The sequence below is a fragment of the Cellulomonas sp. Leaf334 genome, assembly GCF_001424195.1.
Lineage (GTDB): Bacteria > Actinomycetota > Actinomycetes > Actinomycetales > Cellulomonadaceae > Cellulomonas.
In genome coordinates this window covers 621,117-637,235 of sequence record NZ_LMOO01000001.1, presented here as the reverse complement: position 1 = coordinate 637,235, position 16,119 = coordinate 621,117, and the positions used below count along the sequence as shown (strand labels likewise).

14 protein-coding genes are annotated in these 16,119 nt (G+C 73.2%); 11 read left to right on the top strand and 3 right to left on the bottom strand.

What is annotated here, in order from left to right; all coding sequences use genetic code 11:
• The first annotated feature begins 33 nt into the window (after positions 1–33).
• From ASF78_RS02900 to ASF78_RS02890, 3 genes are all read left to right on the top strand, one after another.
• Complete coding sequence (locus tag ASF78_RS02900) at positions 34–2,160, top strand: type IIA DNA topoisomerase subunit B (RefSeq protein ID WP_056584717.1); 2,127 nt, start codon at positions 34–36, stop codon at positions 2,158–2,160.
• A 48-nt stretch (positions 2,161–2,208) separates the two neighbouring features.
• Positions 2,209–3,240, top strand: coding sequence for a GNAT family N-acetyltransferase (locus ASF78_RS02895; RefSeq protein WP_056588029.1), 1,032 nt, complete (start codon positions 2,209–2,211; stop codon positions 3,238–3,240).
• A gap of 106 nt (positions 3,241–3,346) precedes the next feature.
• The gene (locus ASF78_RS02890) at positions 3,347–4,093 is read left to right on the top strand and encodes a lysoplasmalogenase (protein WP_082494762.1); all 747 of its coding nucleotides are present in this window, start codon (positions 3,347–3,349) and stop codon (positions 4,091–4,093) included.
• 6 nt (positions 4,094–4,099) lie between these two features.
• Here ASF78_RS02890 and ASF78_RS02885 read toward each other — a convergent pair whose 3' ends face one another.
• Positions 4,100–6,574 carry a DNA topoisomerase (ATP-hydrolyzing) subunit A gene (locus tag ASF78_RS02885; protein WP_056584711.1) on the bottom strand — a complete coding sequence of 825 codons (2,475 nt, stop codon included), beginning with the start codon at positions 6,572–6,574 and terminating at the stop codon, positions 4,100–4,102.
• A gap of 104 nt (positions 6,575–6,678) precedes the next feature.
• On the opposite strand from ASF78_RS02885, the gene ASF78_RS02880 reads away from it, so the two are divergent.
• The 4 genes from ASF78_RS02880 to ASF78_RS02865 are packed head-to-tail and all read left to right on the top strand — an operon-like array spanning position 6,679 to position 11,891.
• Positions 6,679–9,414, top strand: coding sequence for a GNAT family N-acetyltransferase (locus ASF78_RS02880; RefSeq protein WP_056588028.1), 2,736 nt, complete (start codon positions 6,679–6,681; stop codon positions 9,412–9,414).
• Positions 9,415–9,463: 49 nt separating this feature from the next.
• Positions 9,464–10,039, top strand: a complete 576-nt coding sequence (locus tag ASF78_RS02875; protein ID WP_056584709.1) for a DUF5998 family protein — start codon at positions 9,464–9,466, stop codon at positions 10,037–10,039.
• Positions 10,036–11,232, top strand: coding sequence for an alkaline phosphatase family protein (locus ASF78_RS02870; RefSeq protein WP_056584707.1), 1,197 nt, complete (start codon positions 10,036–10,038; stop codon positions 11,230–11,232). Before ASF78_RS02875 ends, ASF78_RS02870 begins: the two co-directional genes overlap by 4 nt.
• On the top strand, positions 11,232–11,891 hold the full coding sequence (locus ASF78_RS02865) for a thymidine kinase (protein ID WP_056584704.1): 660 nt from the start codon (positions 11,232–11,234) through the stop codon (positions 11,889–11,891). The genes ASF78_RS02870 and ASF78_RS02865 overlap by 1 nt, the downstream gene beginning before the upstream one ends.
• Positions 11,892–11,898: 7 nt before the next feature.
• Here the strand turns inward: ASF78_RS02865 and sepH are convergent, their stop codons facing one another.
• Positions 11,899–12,933, bottom strand: coding sequence for a septation protein SepH (gene sepH / locus ASF78_RS02860; protein WP_056584702.1), 1,035 nt, complete (start codon positions 12,931–12,933; stop codon positions 11,899–11,901).
• 136 nt (positions 12,934–13,069) lie between these two features.
• Between sepH and ASF78_RS02855 the strand changes: the two genes are divergently transcribed.
• The 3 genes from ASF78_RS02855 to ASF78_RS02845 all read left to right on the top strand — a co-directional run bounded on the left by ASF78_RS02855 (position 13,070) and on the right by ASF78_RS02845 (position 15,032).
• Complete coding sequence (locus ASF78_RS02855; protein ID WP_056584698.1) at positions 13,070–13,702, top strand: trimeric intracellular cation channel family protein; 633 nt, start codon at positions 13,070–13,072, stop codon at positions 13,700–13,702.
• A 23-nt stretch (positions 13,703–13,725) separates the two neighbouring features.
• Positions 13,726–14,571 (top strand): inositol monophosphatase family protein, encoded by an 846-nt coding sequence (locus tag ASF78_RS02850; RefSeq protein ID WP_056584695.1) that lies wholly within the window; start codon positions 13,726–13,728, stop codon positions 14,569–14,571.
• Positions 14,572–14,732: 161 nt separating this feature from the next.
• Positions 14,733–15,032, top strand: a complete 300-nt coding sequence (locus tag ASF78_RS02845; protein WP_055913906.1) for a DUF4193 domain-containing protein — start codon at positions 14,733–14,735, stop codon at positions 15,030–15,032.
• 67 nt (positions 15,033–15,099) lie between these two features.
• Here ASF78_RS02845 and ASF78_RS02840 read toward each other — a convergent pair whose 3' ends face one another.
• The gene (locus tag ASF78_RS02840) at positions 15,100–15,579 is read right to left on the bottom strand and encodes a DUF3093 domain-containing protein (protein ID WP_056584693.1); all 480 of its coding nucleotides are present in this window, start codon (positions 15,577–15,579) and stop codon (positions 15,100–15,102) included.
• 38 nt (positions 15,580–15,617) lie between these two features.
• Here ASF78_RS02840 and dut point away from each other — a divergent pair, with 38 nt between their 5' ends.
• The gene (dut, locus tag ASF78_RS02835) at positions 15,618–16,088 is read left to right on the top strand and encodes a dUTP diphosphatase (RefSeq protein ID WP_056584690.1); all 471 of its coding nucleotides are present in this window, start codon (positions 15,618–15,620) and stop codon (positions 16,086–16,088) included.
• Positions 16,089–16,119: the final 31 nt, after the last annotated feature.

The following is a 16,119-nucleotide window of genomic DNA, read 5'->3' as shown; positions in this document are numbered from 1 at the left end:
CGGCCCACGGGGCCCGGCGACTACCATCACCCCGTGACGACGACCTCCCCCCAGTCCGGTTACACCGCCCGGCACCTGTCGGTGCTGGAAGGGCTCGAGGCGGTGCGCAAGCGCCCCGGCATGTACATCGGCACAACGGACAGCCGTGGGCTCATGCACTGCCTCTGGGAGATCATCGACAACTCGGTCGACGAGGCCCTCGGCGGCCACGGCGACCGCATCGAGATCGTGCTGCACGCGGACTCCTCCGTCGAGGTGCGCGACAACGCCCGCGGCATCCCCGTCGACATCGAGCCGAAGACCGGACTGACCGGTGTCGAGGTCGTGTTCACCAAGCTGCACGCGGGCGGCAAGTTCGGCGGCGGCTCCTACGGTGCGTCCGGTGGCCTGCACGGCGTCGGCGCGTCCGTCGTGAACGCCCTGTCGGCGCGCCTCGACGTCGAGGTCGACCGGGGTGGTCGGACACACCGGATGACGTTCCACCGCGGCGAGCCCGGCATCTTCGACGACCGCGCCGGCATCGGGCCGGACAACCCCTTCGAACCGTTCGTCTCCGGGTCCGAGCTCACGGTGAGCGGCAAGGTGGCCAAGGCGCGGGCCGGCACGCGCGTGCGGTACTGGGCGGACCCGCAGATCTTCCCCAAGACGGCCGTGTTCGCTTACGACGAGCTGGTCACGCGCGCCCGCCAGACGAGCTTCCTGGTCCCCGGGCTCACGCTGACGGTGCGCGACGAGCGCGGCATCGCGGGCACCCCCGGCGCCGACGGTCCGCACGAGGAGACGTTCCTGCACAGCGGCGGCGTCGTCGACTTCGTGGACCACCTGGCGCCCGACACCGCGGTCACGGACACGTGGCACCTCACCGGCTCGGGGGCCTTCACCGAGACGGTGCCGGTGCTCGACGAGCGCGGGCACATGACGGCGCAGGAGGTGTCGCGGACCTGCGACGTGGACATCGCGCTGCGGTGGGGGACCGGGTACGAGACCGAGGTCCGCAGCTTCGTCAACATCATCTCGACGCCCAAGGGTGGCACCCACCTGGCCGGGTTCGAGGCAGGGCTGCTGCGCACGATGCGCAAGGCGGTCGACGCCAACGCGCGACGGCTGAAGATCTCGTCGCGGGACACGTCGGAGCGGATCGAGAAGGAGGACGTGCTCGCCGGGATGACCGCGGTCGTCACCGTCCGGCTGGCCGAGCCGCAGTTCGAGGGGCAGACCAAGGAGGTGCTGGGCACCGGACCGGTCCGCGCGATCGTCGGCAAGGTGATGGACACCGAGCTCGCCGCGATCTTCGCCTCACCCAAGCGCGACCACAAGGCGCAGTCCTCGTTGCTGCTGGACAAGGTCGTGGGCGAGATGCGCGCCCGGTTGTCGGCGCGCAAGCAGAAGGAGATCTCGCGGCGCAAGAACGCGCTCGAGACGTCCTCGCTGCCCGCCAAGCTGGCTGACTGCCGCAGCGACGACGTCGAGCGCAGCGAGCTGTTCATCGTCGAGGGCGACAGCGCACTGGGCACCGCGAAGCTGGCGCGCAGCTCGGACTTCCAGGCGCTGCTGCCCATCCGCGGGAAGATCCTCAACGTCCAGAAGGCGTCCGTCACGGACATGCTGAAGAACGCCGAGTGCGCCGCGATCATCCAGGTGGTCGGTGCAGGCTCCGGTCGCTCGTTCGACCTCGAGGGTGCGCGCTACGGGAAGATCGTGCTGATGACCGACGCCGACGTCGACGGCGCGCACATCCGCACCCTGCTGCTCACCCTGCTGTTCCGCTACATGCGACCGCTCGTCGAGGCAGGACGCGTCTACGCCGCCGTCCCGCCGCTGCACCGGATCGAGGTCATCGGGGGCGGAGGGCGCAAGAACGAGTACGTCTACACGTACTCCGAGGCCGAGCTCGTCGCGACGCTGAAGAAGCTGGACCGGGCAGGCAAGCGGTACAAGGACGACATCCAGCGGTACAAGGGTCTGGGGGAGATGGACGCGGACCAGCTGGCGGAGACGACCATGGACCCGCGGCACCGCACGCTGCGCCGGGTGACGGTCGAGGGTGCGCAGCGGGCCGAGGAGATCTTCGAGCTGCTGATGGGCTCCGACGTGGCACCGCGCAAGGACTTCATCGTCGCCGGTGCCGACGGGCTGGACCGCAGCCGCATCGACGCCTGATCACAAACCGGTTGCCGTCGGGGTGTGGCGGCGGGGATCGTGGACGACGTGACCGCCACCGACCTCGCTCCCATCGCCGTCCGCGCCGCGGCACCCGCCGACGTGCCGCTGCCCACCGGCACCGAGAGCCTGACCTGGCGTCCACTGACACGCGACGACGTCCCGGCACTCGCCCGGCTCGTCACGGCGGCGGAGGACGCCGACGAGGCGCCGTACCGGACCTCGGCCGAGGAGATCGACGACGAGTTCGATGGTGACTGGAAGGACCACACCCGCGACACGCTCGCAGGCGTCGACGCCGACGGGGTGATCCGCGCCTACGCGCGCGCGAACCAGCCGCCGGGTGACACGCGGGTGGTCAGGGTCTTCCTCGACGGCACCGTGGACCCGCAGTGGCGCGGTCGGGGGATCGGACGCCAGGTGCTCGCGTGGGAGACGGCCCGTGGTCGTCAGCTGCTGGCGGCCTCGGGCAAGGAGCTGCCGGCACGGCTCGCGGTGTTCCTCCACGACAACGCCGACTCCGCGATCCGGCTGGTGCGCGCGGGCGGCTTCACCCCGGCCCGGTTCTACGCCGAGATGCGACGCCCCCTGGACATCGAGCTCCCCCGGATCGAGGTGCCCGACGGCCTCCGGATCGTCCCGTGGACGACCGAGCTGGACGAGCAGGTGCGGCTCGCGCACAACGAGGCGTTCGCCGACCACTGGGGGAGCGAGCCGCGCACCGCGCAGGAGTGGGTGCAGGGGCGGAGCATGTTCGCCCCGACCTGGAGCTTCGCCGCGATCGACGACGCCACCGGCGAGGTCGCGGGGTACCTCCTGTCCGCCCGGTTCGAGCACGACTGGCCGCTGCTCGGCTACAAGGCGGGCTACACCGACCTGCTCGGCGTGCGTCGCGCGTGGCGCGGTCGTCGGCTCGGGTCGGCGCTGCTGGCCACCGTGATGGCCGCCTACCGTGCGGACGGGATGGACATGGCCGAGCTCGGCGTCGACACCGCGAACCAGTCCGGCGCGCACCGGCTGTACGAGGGCCTGGGGTACGCCGTGTTCCACAGCTCGACGATGTACTCGATCGAGCTCTGAACCGCGCCGGACGACGCCCGTCCCGGGTTAGCATCGGCGCGGCAGGACGACGACGTCCTGCCGTCGCTGTCGCCGGACGAGGACGTCCGCCGTCGAGGAGGTCGTCGTGGGGCGCTCGCTGTCCATGGCCGCGCGGGTGTGGGTCGCGGTCACCGTCGTGCTGGTGCTCGTGCACCTGGTGGCTCAGCTCGTCGGGGCGGAGGGCGTCGCCCGCGTCAGCCAGTGGACGCTCATGCCGGCGCTGGCCGCCGTCGTCCTGACCGCGACGCGCTGGCCGCGTGGTCACGTCGTGACGTGGACCCTGGTGGGTCTCGGGTTCTCCTGGCTCGGTGACCTCGTGCCGTCCCTGGTGGGCGAGGACGCCGCGTTCCTGGTCATGGTCGGGTTCTTCCTGCTCGCGCAGGTCGCGTACGTCGTGGCGTTCGCGCCCCTGGTCCGCCGGTCCGTGGTGCACACCCGCCCGGTCCTGCTGCTGCCGTACGCGGCGGTGCTGGTCGTGCTGGTCGCTCTGTGCGCGCCGGGTGCGGACGCCCTGCTCGTGCCCGTCGCCCTGTACGGCGGCGTGCTCGTCGCCATGGCCGTCCTCGCGACCGGTCTGGGCAGGCTCGCGGCGGTCGGAGGCGCCGTGTTCCTGGTGAGCGACGCCCTGATCGCGCTCGAGGCGTTCGTGCCCTGGTGGAACCTCGCCGGGCAGGGCTTCTGGGTGATGCTCACCTACACGGTCGGACAGGGGCTCCTCGCCGCGGCCGTGATCGGACGCAACGTGGCCGAGCGTCGGGCGCCCGAGCCGCGGCCCGCGCGCACCTACGCCCAGCGGCCGCCGGTGCCCGACAACGTGGTCGCGCTCGTCTGAGGACTCTCAGCCGATGGCGTGCACGGGTGCGGACAGCGGGGTGCCCGACATGTCGCGACGCTGGTCGACGGGGGGCAGGTCGATCGGCTGACCCGCCGAGCCCGTCGCCCACGCCGGCGCAGCACCGACCCAGCCGAGCAGGAGCGCGTCCTCGTTGCGCAGGAACCGGTGCGCCCGGACCCCACCCGTCGCGCGCCCCTTACCGGGGTACACCTCGAACGGGGTGACCTTCGCGGAGCCCTCCTGCGTGCCCGGCAGGGCGCCGGACGCGCCCGCGACCGTGACGACGACCGACTCGGCGATCGAGTCGGCCGGGACGCTGCCGAACGCGACCACACGCTGCCCGGCCGCGAGCTTGATGCCCGCCATGCCCCCCGCGGAACGCCCCTGCGGCCGGACCGCCGACGCGGGGAAGTGCAGGAGCGACGCGTCGGAGGACAGCAGGACGAGCTCGTCGGTGTCGCGCACGGCGACCGCGCCGACCACCTCGTCGCCGTCCTTCAGCGAGATCGCCTCCCAGGCGTCACGGTTGCCCGGGACGTCGCCGGACGTCACGCGCTTCACGGTGCCCTGGACGGTGGCGAGCGCGAGCGTCGGCGCGTCGGTCGCGAGCGAGGCGAGGCCCACCACCCGCTCGCGCGGCAGGAGGGTCACCACCTCCCCGAGCGGGACGCCGCCCGACAACGACGGGGCACCGTCCGTCGGCGGCAGCCCGGGCAGGTCGAGCACGGAGACCCGCACGATCCGGCCCTGCGATGTCACGACGCCGATCTCGGCACGCGCGGTGGCGGGGATCGACGCGGCCACGACGTCGTGCTTGGCCCGGCGTGCTCCGTCGCCGCGTGCCGGCAGGTCCTCCGACGCGGTCCGCGCGAGGAGCCCGGTCCCCGACAGCAGTACCCAGCAGGGCGTGTCGGCGATCTCGAGCGGAGCCGCCGCACCGCGTGCCGCAGGTGCTCCGGTGATCGACGTCCCGCCCGCCGACTCGAGCAGGATCGTGCGCCGCGGGGTGCCGTACGTCGCGGCGACCTCGGCCATCTCGTCGGAGACCAGACCGCGCAGCCGGGCCTCGTCGGCGAGGATCGCCTGCAGCTCGGCGATCTCCTCGACGAGCTGCTGCTGCTCCTTCTCCAGCTCGATCCGGGAGAATCGCGTGAGTCGGCGCAGGCGCAGCTCGAGGATGTACTCCGCCTGCGGCTCCGACAGGTCGAAGACGCTGCGCAGCCGTGCCCGGGCCGTGTCGGCGTCGTCGGACGTGCGGATCACCTGGATGACCTCGTCGATGTCGAGGATCGCGACGAGCAGACCCTCCACCAGGTGCAGGCGCTCGAGCCGCTTGGCCAGGCGGTGCTGCGAGCGCCGGCGCACCACGACGAGGCGGTGCTCGACCCAGACGACCAGCAGCTCGCGCAGCCCGAGGGTGCGCGGCTGACCGTCGACGAGGGCGACGTTGTTGATCGAGAACGAGTCCTCGAGCGGCGTGTAGCGGTAGAGCTGCTCGAGCACGGCCTCCGGGACGAAGCCCGTCTTGATCTCGATGACCAGGCGCAGGCCGTGCGCCCGGTCGGTCAGGTCGACCGCGTCGGAGATGCCCGAGAGCTTCTTGCTCTGCACGCCCTCCTTGATCTTCTCGATGACCTTCTCCGGGCCCACCGTGTAGGGCAGCTCGGTGATGACGATGCCCTTGCGCTTGGGCGTGACGTTCTCGATGCGGGCGGTCGCGCGGGTGCGGAAGGCGCCGCGGCCGGTCCGGTACGCGTCCCGGACGCCTTCCAGGCCGACGATCTTGCCGCCCGAGGGCAGGTCGGGGCCTGGGACGAAGCGCAGCAGGTCCTCGAGGGTGGCGTCGGGGTGCAGGACCAGGTGGCGCGCGGCGGCGACGACCTCGACGAGGTTGTGCGGTGCCATGTTGGTCGCCATGCCGACCGCGATGCCCGACGCGCCGTTGACCAGTAGGTTCGGGATCGCCGCGGGGAGGACCTCGGGCTGCGTGAGCTTGTTGTCGTAGTTGGGCACGAAGTCGACGACGTCCTCGTCGAGCCCTGTCGTCATCGCGAGCGCGGCCGGCGCCATGCGCGCCTCGGTGTACCGGGGCGCGGCCGGACCGTCGTCGAGCGAGCCGAAGTTGCCGTGACCGTCGACCAGCGGCAGGCGCAGGGAGAAAGGCTGGGCCAGCCGCACCATGGCGTCGTAGATCGCGGCGTCGCCGTGCGGGTGGAGCTTTCCCATGACCTCGCCGACGACGCGCGCCGACTTCACGTACGGGCGGTCGGGGCGCAGACCCATGTCCGACATCTGGTAGAGGATCCTGCGTTGCACCGGCTTCAGTCCGTCGCGGGCGTCGGGCAGTGCCCGCGAGTAGATGACGGAGTAGGCGTACTCGAGGAACGAGCCCTCCATCTCGGTCGCGACGTCGATGTCGACGATGCGCTCGACGAGGTCCTCGGGTGGGAGGTCGGGTGTCGCGGGGCGACGCGCCATGCTGCTTGCTCCTCGGGGCCGGTACGGCTGTGCGGCGACCATTGTGGACCGTCCGGGACCTTCGACGGGCGCGGCGCGCTGCTCTCCGCACTACCGTGACCGTCATGGCAGACGTCACGGCTGACGGCCGCCCGCACCCGGGTCTCCCGTACCCGGCTGCGTGGGAGGCCGATGTCGTGCTGCACGACGGCTCGACGACGCACGTGCGACCGCTGCGGCCCGACGACGCCGACGCCCTGCAGGCGTTCCACGTCGGGCAGTCGGAGAGGTCGACCTACCTGCGGTTCTTCGCCCCGCTCGAGCGGCTGTCCGAGCGCGACCTGACCCGGCTGGTCAACGTCGACCACGTCGACCGGGTGGCGTTGGTTGCGGTGTCGAGCGGGACAGGACCCACAGGCGCCGACCAGATCATCGGCGTCGCCCGGTACGACCGCATCGGCTCGGACGAGGCCGAGGTCGCGTTCAACATCGCGGACGCCCACCAGGGCCGCGGCCTGGGGTCCGTGCTGCTGGAGCACCTCGCGGCGGCGGCACGCGAGCGGGGCGTGCGACGGTTCGTCGCGGAGGTCCTGCCGCAGAACGGCCGCATGATCTCCGTCTTCAAGCAGGCCGGGTACGAGGTCCGGCAGCGCACGGAGGACGGCATCGTGGCCGTGGGGTTCGACATCGACCCGACGGACCGGTCGCTCGCGGTGATGGCCGACCGCGAGCACCGTGCCGAGGCACGGTCGATGCGGGGGGTCCTGCACGCGTCGTCGGTGGTGGTCGTCGGGCCCGGGAAGGACGCGGCGGACACGTTCGCCGGTCGGCTGGCCGCGCGCGTGCTGGCCAACCTCCTGGTCGGCGACCCGTCAGTGGTCGTGCACGCGGTCGGCGTCCCGGGCGACCCGCCGACCCCGGTCCACGACCGGCTGGCGGACGTGCCCGGACCGGTCGGGCTCGCCGTCGTCGCCGTCCCGGCCGCTGCCGCGACCGACGTGACCCGCGACCTCGCGCGCCTGGACGTGCACGGCATCGTCGTGCTCACCGCCGGGTACGCCGAGGAGGGTCCGGACGGGCGGGACCGGCAGCGCGCGGTGCTGCGCGCGGCGCACGGTGCGGGGATGCGTGTGGTCGGACCGAGCTCGTACGGGATCGTCTCGACACGGGAGGGCGGGCTCCAGCTCAACGCGTCCCTCGCGGAGGTGCCTCCGCCGCCCGGGCGGGTCGGCCTGTTCTGTCAGTCGGCCCCGTTGTCGGTCGCGATGCTCGCCGCGGTCCGGCGCCGGGGGATCGGGGTCTCGCAGTTCGTGTCCGCCGGGCACCGCGCCGACGTCTCCGGCAACGACCTCATGCAGTTCTGGGCGGACGACGACGGCACCGACGTCGTGGGGCTGTACCTCGAGTCGCTGGGCAACCCGCGCAAGTTCTCCCGGGTGGCGCGGCGCCTGTCGCTGCTCAAGCCGGTGATCGTCGTGACCGCCGGCCGGTCCGGCCAGGTGGTGCCGCCGGGCCACGCCGTCCGACCGACCCACGCCCCGCCGCGCACGCTCGCCGAGGTGCTGCGCCAGTCCGGCGTGGTGCGCGTGGAGAACACGCACCAGCTGCTCGACGTCGCCCAGGTGCTCGCGCACCAGCCGCTGCCGACCGGCCGTCGCACCGCGATCCTGGCCAGCTCCGCGTCCGTGGCGGCCCTCGTCGCCGAGGCGGTCGCGGCGGCGGGCCTCGTGGTCAGCGGGCACGTGCAGCTGCTCGCCGAGGACGCCTCGCCCGACCGGGTCCGTGCGGCCGTCGACGCGCTCTACGACGACGCGGACAGCGACGTCGTGGTCGTGGTCCGCATCCCGACGGTCGGCGGGCCGGACGCCGTCCTGCAGGACGCCGTCGCGCAGCGGGCCGCCCGCTCCCGGCGGACGACCGTGGCGTGCATCTACGACCTGCACGGCCTGACCCCGGAGCTGACCGCCCGCGACGACGACGGCCGGGAGTGGACGGTCCCCGCGTACAGCACGCCCGAGGACGCGGCGCTGGCGCTCGGCCACGCGGCTCGCTACGCGCGCTGGCGGGCCGGGGACCGCGGGCAGCCCCTGCACCCCGAGGGCGCCGAGACACGGTCGGCCCGGCGGCTCGTCGCGGGGTGGCTCGCCGCGGAGGCCCCGGGCGACGGGGCGCTCGCGCTCGACTCCGAGCAGACCGCGCAGCTGCTGGCCACGGTCGGCGTGCGGCCGCTGCCGTCGACGCGCGTGCACGACGCCGACGAGGCGGTTGCCGCCGCGGAACGCATCGGGTGGCCGGTCGCGCTCAAGACGACCGTGCCGGCGCTGCGCCACCGTGCCGACCTCGGCGGGGTGCGCCTGGACGTCGCGGACGAGGCCGAGCTGCGGGCGGACGTGGCGCAGGTGCTCGCGCTCGCCGCGGGATTCGAGACGCCGGACGGCGACGAACCCCTCGAGGTGCAGGCGATGGCGCCGCACGGCTCCGCGTGCGTGGTGCGTTCCGTCGAGGACCCCCTGTTCGGCCCGATCATCAGCTTCGGGCTGGCCGGGGACGCCTCCGACCTGCTGGGCGACATCGCGTACGGCGTGCCGCCGCTGACCGACGTGGACGTCTCCGAGCTGGTCCGCACGGCACGGGCAGCGCCCCGGCTGTTCGGCTACCGGGGGCTCCCGGCGCTCGACGTCGCCGCGCTGGAGGACCTCATCGCGAGGGTCTCCGTGCTCGCCGACGACCTGCCGGAGCTGCGTTCGCTGGAGCTCAACCCCGTGGTCGTCTCCGAGCACGGTGCGGTGGTCCTCGGTGCCCGCGCCGCGGTCTCCCGCGCGGACCGTGCGGACGCGACGCGACGACTGCCGAGGGTGTGACCCTGTGCACGCTCGCGGGACACGGCCGTCGAGGTGGGAGGATGGGCGTGTGCCTGCTGCTGCTCCCGCCCTGCACCACGACCTCCACCGTGCCGGCTACTACCCCGAGCTCGTCGTCGACGTGCTCGACGTGGCCCTCGCCGACGAAGAGGTCGTGGCTCACCTGGTCCACCCCGAGACGACGTTCGACGCCGCCGAGGTGCGCCGCCACGTCACCGTGCTGGTGCTGACGCCGACGCGGCTGATCGTCGCCCACGTCGACGACCACCCGGCGGACTCCGAGCACCCGTCGGCCTCCGCGTCGGCGACGACCGAGGCGGTGCCGATCGCGGAGCTCACCTCGGTCGCGCTGACCCACGTCGTGCCGCTGCCGGAGAAGCACGAGCGCGGTCGGCCCGCGCAGGAGCTCACCCTGGTGATCGGCTGGGGTGCGGTCTCCCGGGTGGACCTGGAGCCGGCCACGTGCGGCGACCCGAACTGCGACGCCGACCACGGGCTGACCGGCACCCTCGCGCCCGACGACGTGGTCGTGCGGGTCAGTGCGGCGGCTGAGGGACTCGACTCGGTGCGTGCCGCCACGGCGTTCGCCCGGCAGCTGTCCGCAGCGAGCGCCCGGGCCCGATGACCGGCCTCGAGGCGCCGGCGTCGAGGGTCTCGACCGGGGTGCGTGCCGAGGTCGAGGCGGCGGACCTCCTCGCGCCCGGCTCGGCCCACGCGTGCCTGGGTCGCGTGCTGCCGGCCGTCGCCGGCGCGATCGGCGTGCTCGACGTCCCCGAGGCGTCCGACTCGCAGCGCCTGCTCGGGCTCCCCGACGCGACGCGAGTCTGCGTGGTGCTCGTCGACGGGCTCGGCCACACGAATCTCGCCGAGCGCGCCGGTCACGCACCGTTCCTGCGCCGTCGGCTCACCGACTCCACGCCGCTGACCAGCACGTTCCCCTCCACGACGGCCACAGCGATGGGCACGTTCGGGGTCGCCCTGCCACCGGGGCGCACGGGCATGCTCGGGTACACCGTCCGTGACCCCGCGACGGGCGAGCTGGGCAACCTGGTCAGCTGGACCGGGCTGCCGCCCGCGCGGCAGTGGCAGCGCGAGACGACCGTGTTCGAGCGCCTGGTCGCGGCCGGGACCAGCGTGACGAGCGTCGGTCCGGCGCGGTTCGCGGGGTCGGGACTCACCGAGGCCGCACTGCGCGGCCCCACCTACAAGGCGGCCGAGTCGTTGGCCGCCCGGGTCGACGCCACCGTGGAAGCATTGCGGCGGCCCGGTGTGGCCTACCTGTACTGGGGGGACGTCGACAAGGCGGGCCACCACCACGGGTGGGGGTCGTGGCAGTGGGGCGACGCGCTCGCGGAACTCGACGCCGAGCTGGGCCGGCTCGCCCGCCTCCTGCCGCGGGACACGGTCCTGGTCGTGACCGCCGACCACGGGATGGTCGACGTGGACCGGTCGCAGCGGTGGGACGTCGGGACCGATCCCGTCCTCGGCGCGGGCGTCGCGCTGGTGGCGGGGGAGCCCCGCGCCCTGCACCTGCACCTCGAGCCGGACGTCGACGCGACGCAGGTGGCCGACCGGTGGCGGGACACGCTCGGCTCGGCCGCGGTCGTCGTGACACGGGACGAGGCGAGGTCCGACCGGTGGTTCGGGGACGTCGCGGAGCACGTGCTGCCCGTGATCGGGGACGTGGTGGTGGCGATGGCGGGACGCGCGACCGTCGTCGACTCGCGGACCCAGACGCCCGCGTCGCTGGACCTCGTCGGGGTGCACGGGTCGTTGACGCGCCACGAGATGCTCGTGCCCTGCCTGGTGGTGGCCTGATGGCCGAGCTGGTCTTCTTCTCCGGCACCATGGACAGCGGCAAGTCGACGTTGGCGCTGCAGATGCACCACAACCACGCGGCACGCGGACGCGACGGTGTCCTGTTCACCCGCCACGACCGCGCCGGAGCGGCCACCATCTCCTCCCGGCTCGGGCTCACGCAGCGGGCGCACGAGGTGGACGACTCGACGGACTTCTGGTCGGACGTCATCTCGCGCCGGACGCGCGGTCGGCCGGTCGACTACCTCATCGGTGACGAGGCGCAGTTCTACACCGCGGACCAGGTGGAGCAGCTGGCGCGCGTCGTCGACGAGCTCGGGGTCGACGTCTACGTCTTCGGCATCTCGACGGACTTCCGTGCCCGGCTCTTCCCCGGTGCCGCCCGGCTGGTCGAGCTGGCGGACCGGGTGGAGGTCCTGCAGGTCCGCGCGCTGTGCTGGTGCGGCTCACGGGCGACGCACAATGCTCGCACCGTCGGCGGGACCATGGTGGTCGAGGGTGCGCAGGTCGTCGTCGGAGACGTCGAGGCGGGTGCCGACGAGGTCGGTTACGAGGTGCTGTGCCGTCGCCACCACATGCGACGGATGACCGCCGCCACCGCCCGGGCGTCCTCCCCGAGCCCGCAGACGCTCACCTCCGCGGAGGAGCTGAGCATCTGACGGGCGCCTACTCGGGCTTCGCCCCGAAGACGATCTCGTCCCAGCTGGGCACCTTGGCGCGGCCGCGCCGCGCCGCACGCGGTCGTTCGGCGTCCTCGTGCTCGGCGGCCGGCGTGGTGACCGGTTCCGGCACGGCTGCGGGCGCCGGGTAGACCTGGGCCTCGGCTGCGGGGTCGGCGTCGGCGGGGTGTGCACCGGGCACGGTCGCGTCGGGCCGCCCGAAGTCGAACGCGTGCTGCGGGCCGAAGCCCTCGAACTCCTCGGCGTCGTCGTCGTCGTCGAGCTCCACGGCCTGCCGGACACCGCGTCGGCTGCGCAGGTCGTCCAGCAGCGACGCCGTCTCGTCGCGCGGGTCCGGGACGGGTTCAGGCTCCTCCGGGGAGACGTCCTGCGGGGTGCTCAGGGAGCCGTCGCCCTGGAAGTCGAACACCACGTCGCGCACGGCGGCGAGGTGACGTCGGGAGACGGGCTCGTCGGGCAGCTCGGTCTCCGAGAGCCAGCGGGCCTCGTCCTCGTCGGCGACGACGGTCCGCTTGGCCAGGTCGAAGGTCCACCGCGCCTCGTGCTCGACGTCACCCACCGCGAACCGGGCCAGGACGACCCACGGTCCGGACGGGTCGCGAGCGGCGTCCCACGCGAGCGACGCAGGGTCGACGCCGCGGGCGGCGAGCCGGTCCGTCACCAGGTCGCCCAGCGTCGGCGCGCCGACGTCCCGGCCGACACGTGTACCCCGGGCCTGCTCCGCGACGTGCTCGCGCTCGGCGAGCACCGGCCCCTCGTACCGGCGGACACGCTCCACGGGAAGGCCGGCGGAGTCCGCGACCTCCTGCGTCGTCGCGCCCGCGCGGATGCGCGCCTGGATCTCCCGCGGGCTCAGCGTCCCGGCGCTCTCCGCGCGCAGCTGCTCGAGCTGCGGGCGGTCGCGGCGCACGGCGGCGCGCAGCGGTTCGTCGATGCGCACACGAAAGCGCGCCCCGTCCGGGGCCACCAGGACGAGGTGCTCCCCGTCCTCGTGCAGACCCACCAGCTCCAGCTCACCCATGCGACCTCCCGGGAACTCGGCACGAGCCTGCCACCGATCCGCCCCGACGGCGTGCACCCGGGGCGGTGCGGCGCATGATCGCCCCGCAACGGCCCGCCTTCGTCGGATCCCGGCGTCCCGCTGCGAGGATCGTCCCGTGGACACCGACATCCCCCTGGAGCCCGTCCTCGAGCTGGTCGGGGTCTTCGTCGGCGCGATGTCCGGCGCTCTGGCCGCGGTGCGCAAGCAGTTCGACGTGTTCGGGATCATGGTGCTCGCCTGGGCCGCCGGGCTGGGCGGGGGCATCCTGCGCGACGTCCTCATCGGCGCGGTCCCGCCCGTCGGGATCTCGAACTGGCGGTTCATCGTGACGGCGGTCGCCGGCGCGACCGTCATCTACTTCTTCCACCCGCGCCTCGAGCGTGCGCGCCGCTTCATCGTCGTGCTCGACGCCGGGGCGCTGGCCCTGTTCAGTGTCGTCGGCACCATCAAGGGGCTCGAGTACGGGACGACGCTGACCGCGGCGGTCATCGTGGGCGTCATGACCGGCGTCGGCGGGGGAGTGCTGCGCGACCTGCTGTCGGGCGAGGTGCCGGTGGTCCTGCACCACCGGCAGCTCTACGCGATCCCGGCGCTGCTCGGGTCGACGATCACGGCGATCCTGTGGTGGCAGGGTGCGATCACCACCGTGACGAGCGTGATCGTGGTGGTCGCGGTGTTCGTCCTGCGGGTGATGGCGCTGCGGTTCCAGCTCAAGGCCCCGGGACCGTGGCGCGGGTCGGTGCGCTGACCGCGCGCTGAGAGGATGGACGGGTGAACCCCGACTCTCCTGACCAGGTCCGCACGCTCGTCGAGGTCGCCGAGGCGCTGGCCAGGGAGGCCGGGGCGCTGATCCGGGACGGGCGACGGCAGCTGGTCACCGTGGCCGCCACCAAGTCCAGTGACCAGGACGTCGTGACGGCGATGGACCTGGCGTCCGAGGCGCTCCTGCGCAGCCGGCTCGCCGAGCTGCGCCCGGACGACGCGATCCTGGGCGAGGAGGAGGCCTTCCGGCCCGGCACGTCAGGGATCACCTGGGTGGTGGACCCGATCGACGGCACGGTCAACTACCTGTACGGCTCGGCGGCGTACGCCGTGTCGGTCGCCGCGGTGGTCGGTCCCGACCCCGGGGCCGCGCCGGACCCGGCCACGTGGACGGCGCTCGCCGGGTGCGTGTTCGCCCCCGAGGACGGGCGGACGTTCACCGCGGGCCGGGGGCTGGGGGCGGCGCTCGACGGGATCGGCTTGCGCGTGGGTCCGGCGCGACCGTTGATCGACTCGCTCGTGGGTACGGGCTTCGGATACGTCGCCGCCAGGAGGCGGGTGCAAGGACGAATCGTCGCGGAACTGTTGCCGCAGGTACGTGATATTCGTCGTGTGGGTTGCGCCTCACTCGACCTGTGCGGGATCGCCGCCGGAACGCTCGACCTGTACTACGAGCGGGGTCTGCAGCCGTGGGACGTCGCGGCCGGTGCCCTGGTCGCGCAGGAGGCAGGCGCGCTGGTCACGGGCCTTCGGGGGCAGGCGGCACAGGAGTCGATGACGGTCGCCGGACCTCCGGGGCGGGTCGAGGAGCTGAGGGCGTTCCTCGAGGCTCTCGACGCCGACTCCGACGGATGAAAACGCTCCCACAGCACGTGTGACGAAATCGGTCGCGCGTCCGGTTCGCACGGGGCTCGAAAGTGGTGCAGAATCCCACCGCGCGCGGGAACAAAAAGCGCGTCGCGTGCATTGATCCCGCGTATGAGTTTCCATCAAGACCACGGAGTGTGACGCCACACATGGCTACCGACTACGACGCCCCGCGCAAGACCGAGGAGGACCTGAGCGAGGACTCGCTCCAGGAGCTTCAGGCTCGGCGCTCCGACAAGAACTCGGGCGTGGTGGACGAGGACGAGACCGAGGCGGCCGAAGGGTTCGAGCTCCCGGGCGCGGACCTGTCCGGCGAAGAGCTCTCCGTGCGCGTGCTGCCTCGGCAGGCGGACGAGTTCACCTGCTCGAGCTGTTACCTGGTCCACCACCGCAGCCAGCTCGCCTACGAGCGCGACGGTCGCCCCGTCTGCTCGGAGTGCGCTGCCTGACCGTCCGTACCGAGACCGCACGACTCACCTGAGGGTCGGCCGCCCCGCACCACCGGGCAGCCGGCCCTCAGGCGTGCAGCGCTGCGGTGAGCTCCGCCGGCCGACGGGTGGACACGACCCAGTACGGCGTCGGGTCCTGCGGGTCGTGGACCTCCACCCGCACGGCCGTGTGGATCCAGCCGCGCAGGCACACGTGCGCGCGCGCGTCGAGCCGCGGACCCAGCTCGGCCCTGGTCGCCTCGGCGTCGAGGGCCTGCGCCGCGCCCAGGAGATCGACCGGGATGCGCGCACCACCGGCCCGGAAGACGCCGTCCTGCACCTCGATGCGGGGCGCCAGCCCCACCAGGACCACCGCACCGACCACCACCACGATGACCCCGACGACGACTGCGACGCGCGGGTCCAGCGGGATGAACGCGACCGCCATCATGGCCGCGAACACGACGAGCAGGATCCAGCCGAGCGGACCGAGCCACAGCCGTTCGGCGTAGGTCGGCGAGGCCGCCCGGGACGAGGGCAGAGGAGTTCCACGGGGAGCTTCAGGCATGCACCCAGCATCCCATCCGGCGGGTAGGGTCGGGCCCCGTGACAGCCGACCCCAGCATCGAGGTGCTCCTGCTGCGCCTCGACCCCGAGCTTCCCGCGCCCGCCTACGCGCACCCCGGCGACGCCGGCGCCGACCTGGTCTCCAGGATCGACGTCGTCATCCCGCCGCAGGGCCGGGCGACCGTCCCCACGGGAGTCGCGATCGCACTGCCCGACGGGTACGCCGCGTTCGTGCACCCGCGCTCGGGGCTGGCCATGCGGCACGGGCTGACGATCGTCAACGCCCCCGGGACCGTCGACGCCGGCTACCGCGGCGAGATCGCGGTGACCCTGCTGAACACGGACGTGGACCACCCGATCGAGCTGCACCGGGGAGACCGGATCGCGCAGCTCGTCGTCCAGCGGGTGGAGCGGGTGCGCTTCGTCGAGGCCGAGCAGCTGCCCGGGTCGCACCGCGGCGACGGCGGTTTCGGGTCGAGCGGTGGCTGGAAGGCTGCGCCGACGCGCTAGGTCGGGACTACTGTCGATCTGTTGGCAACTG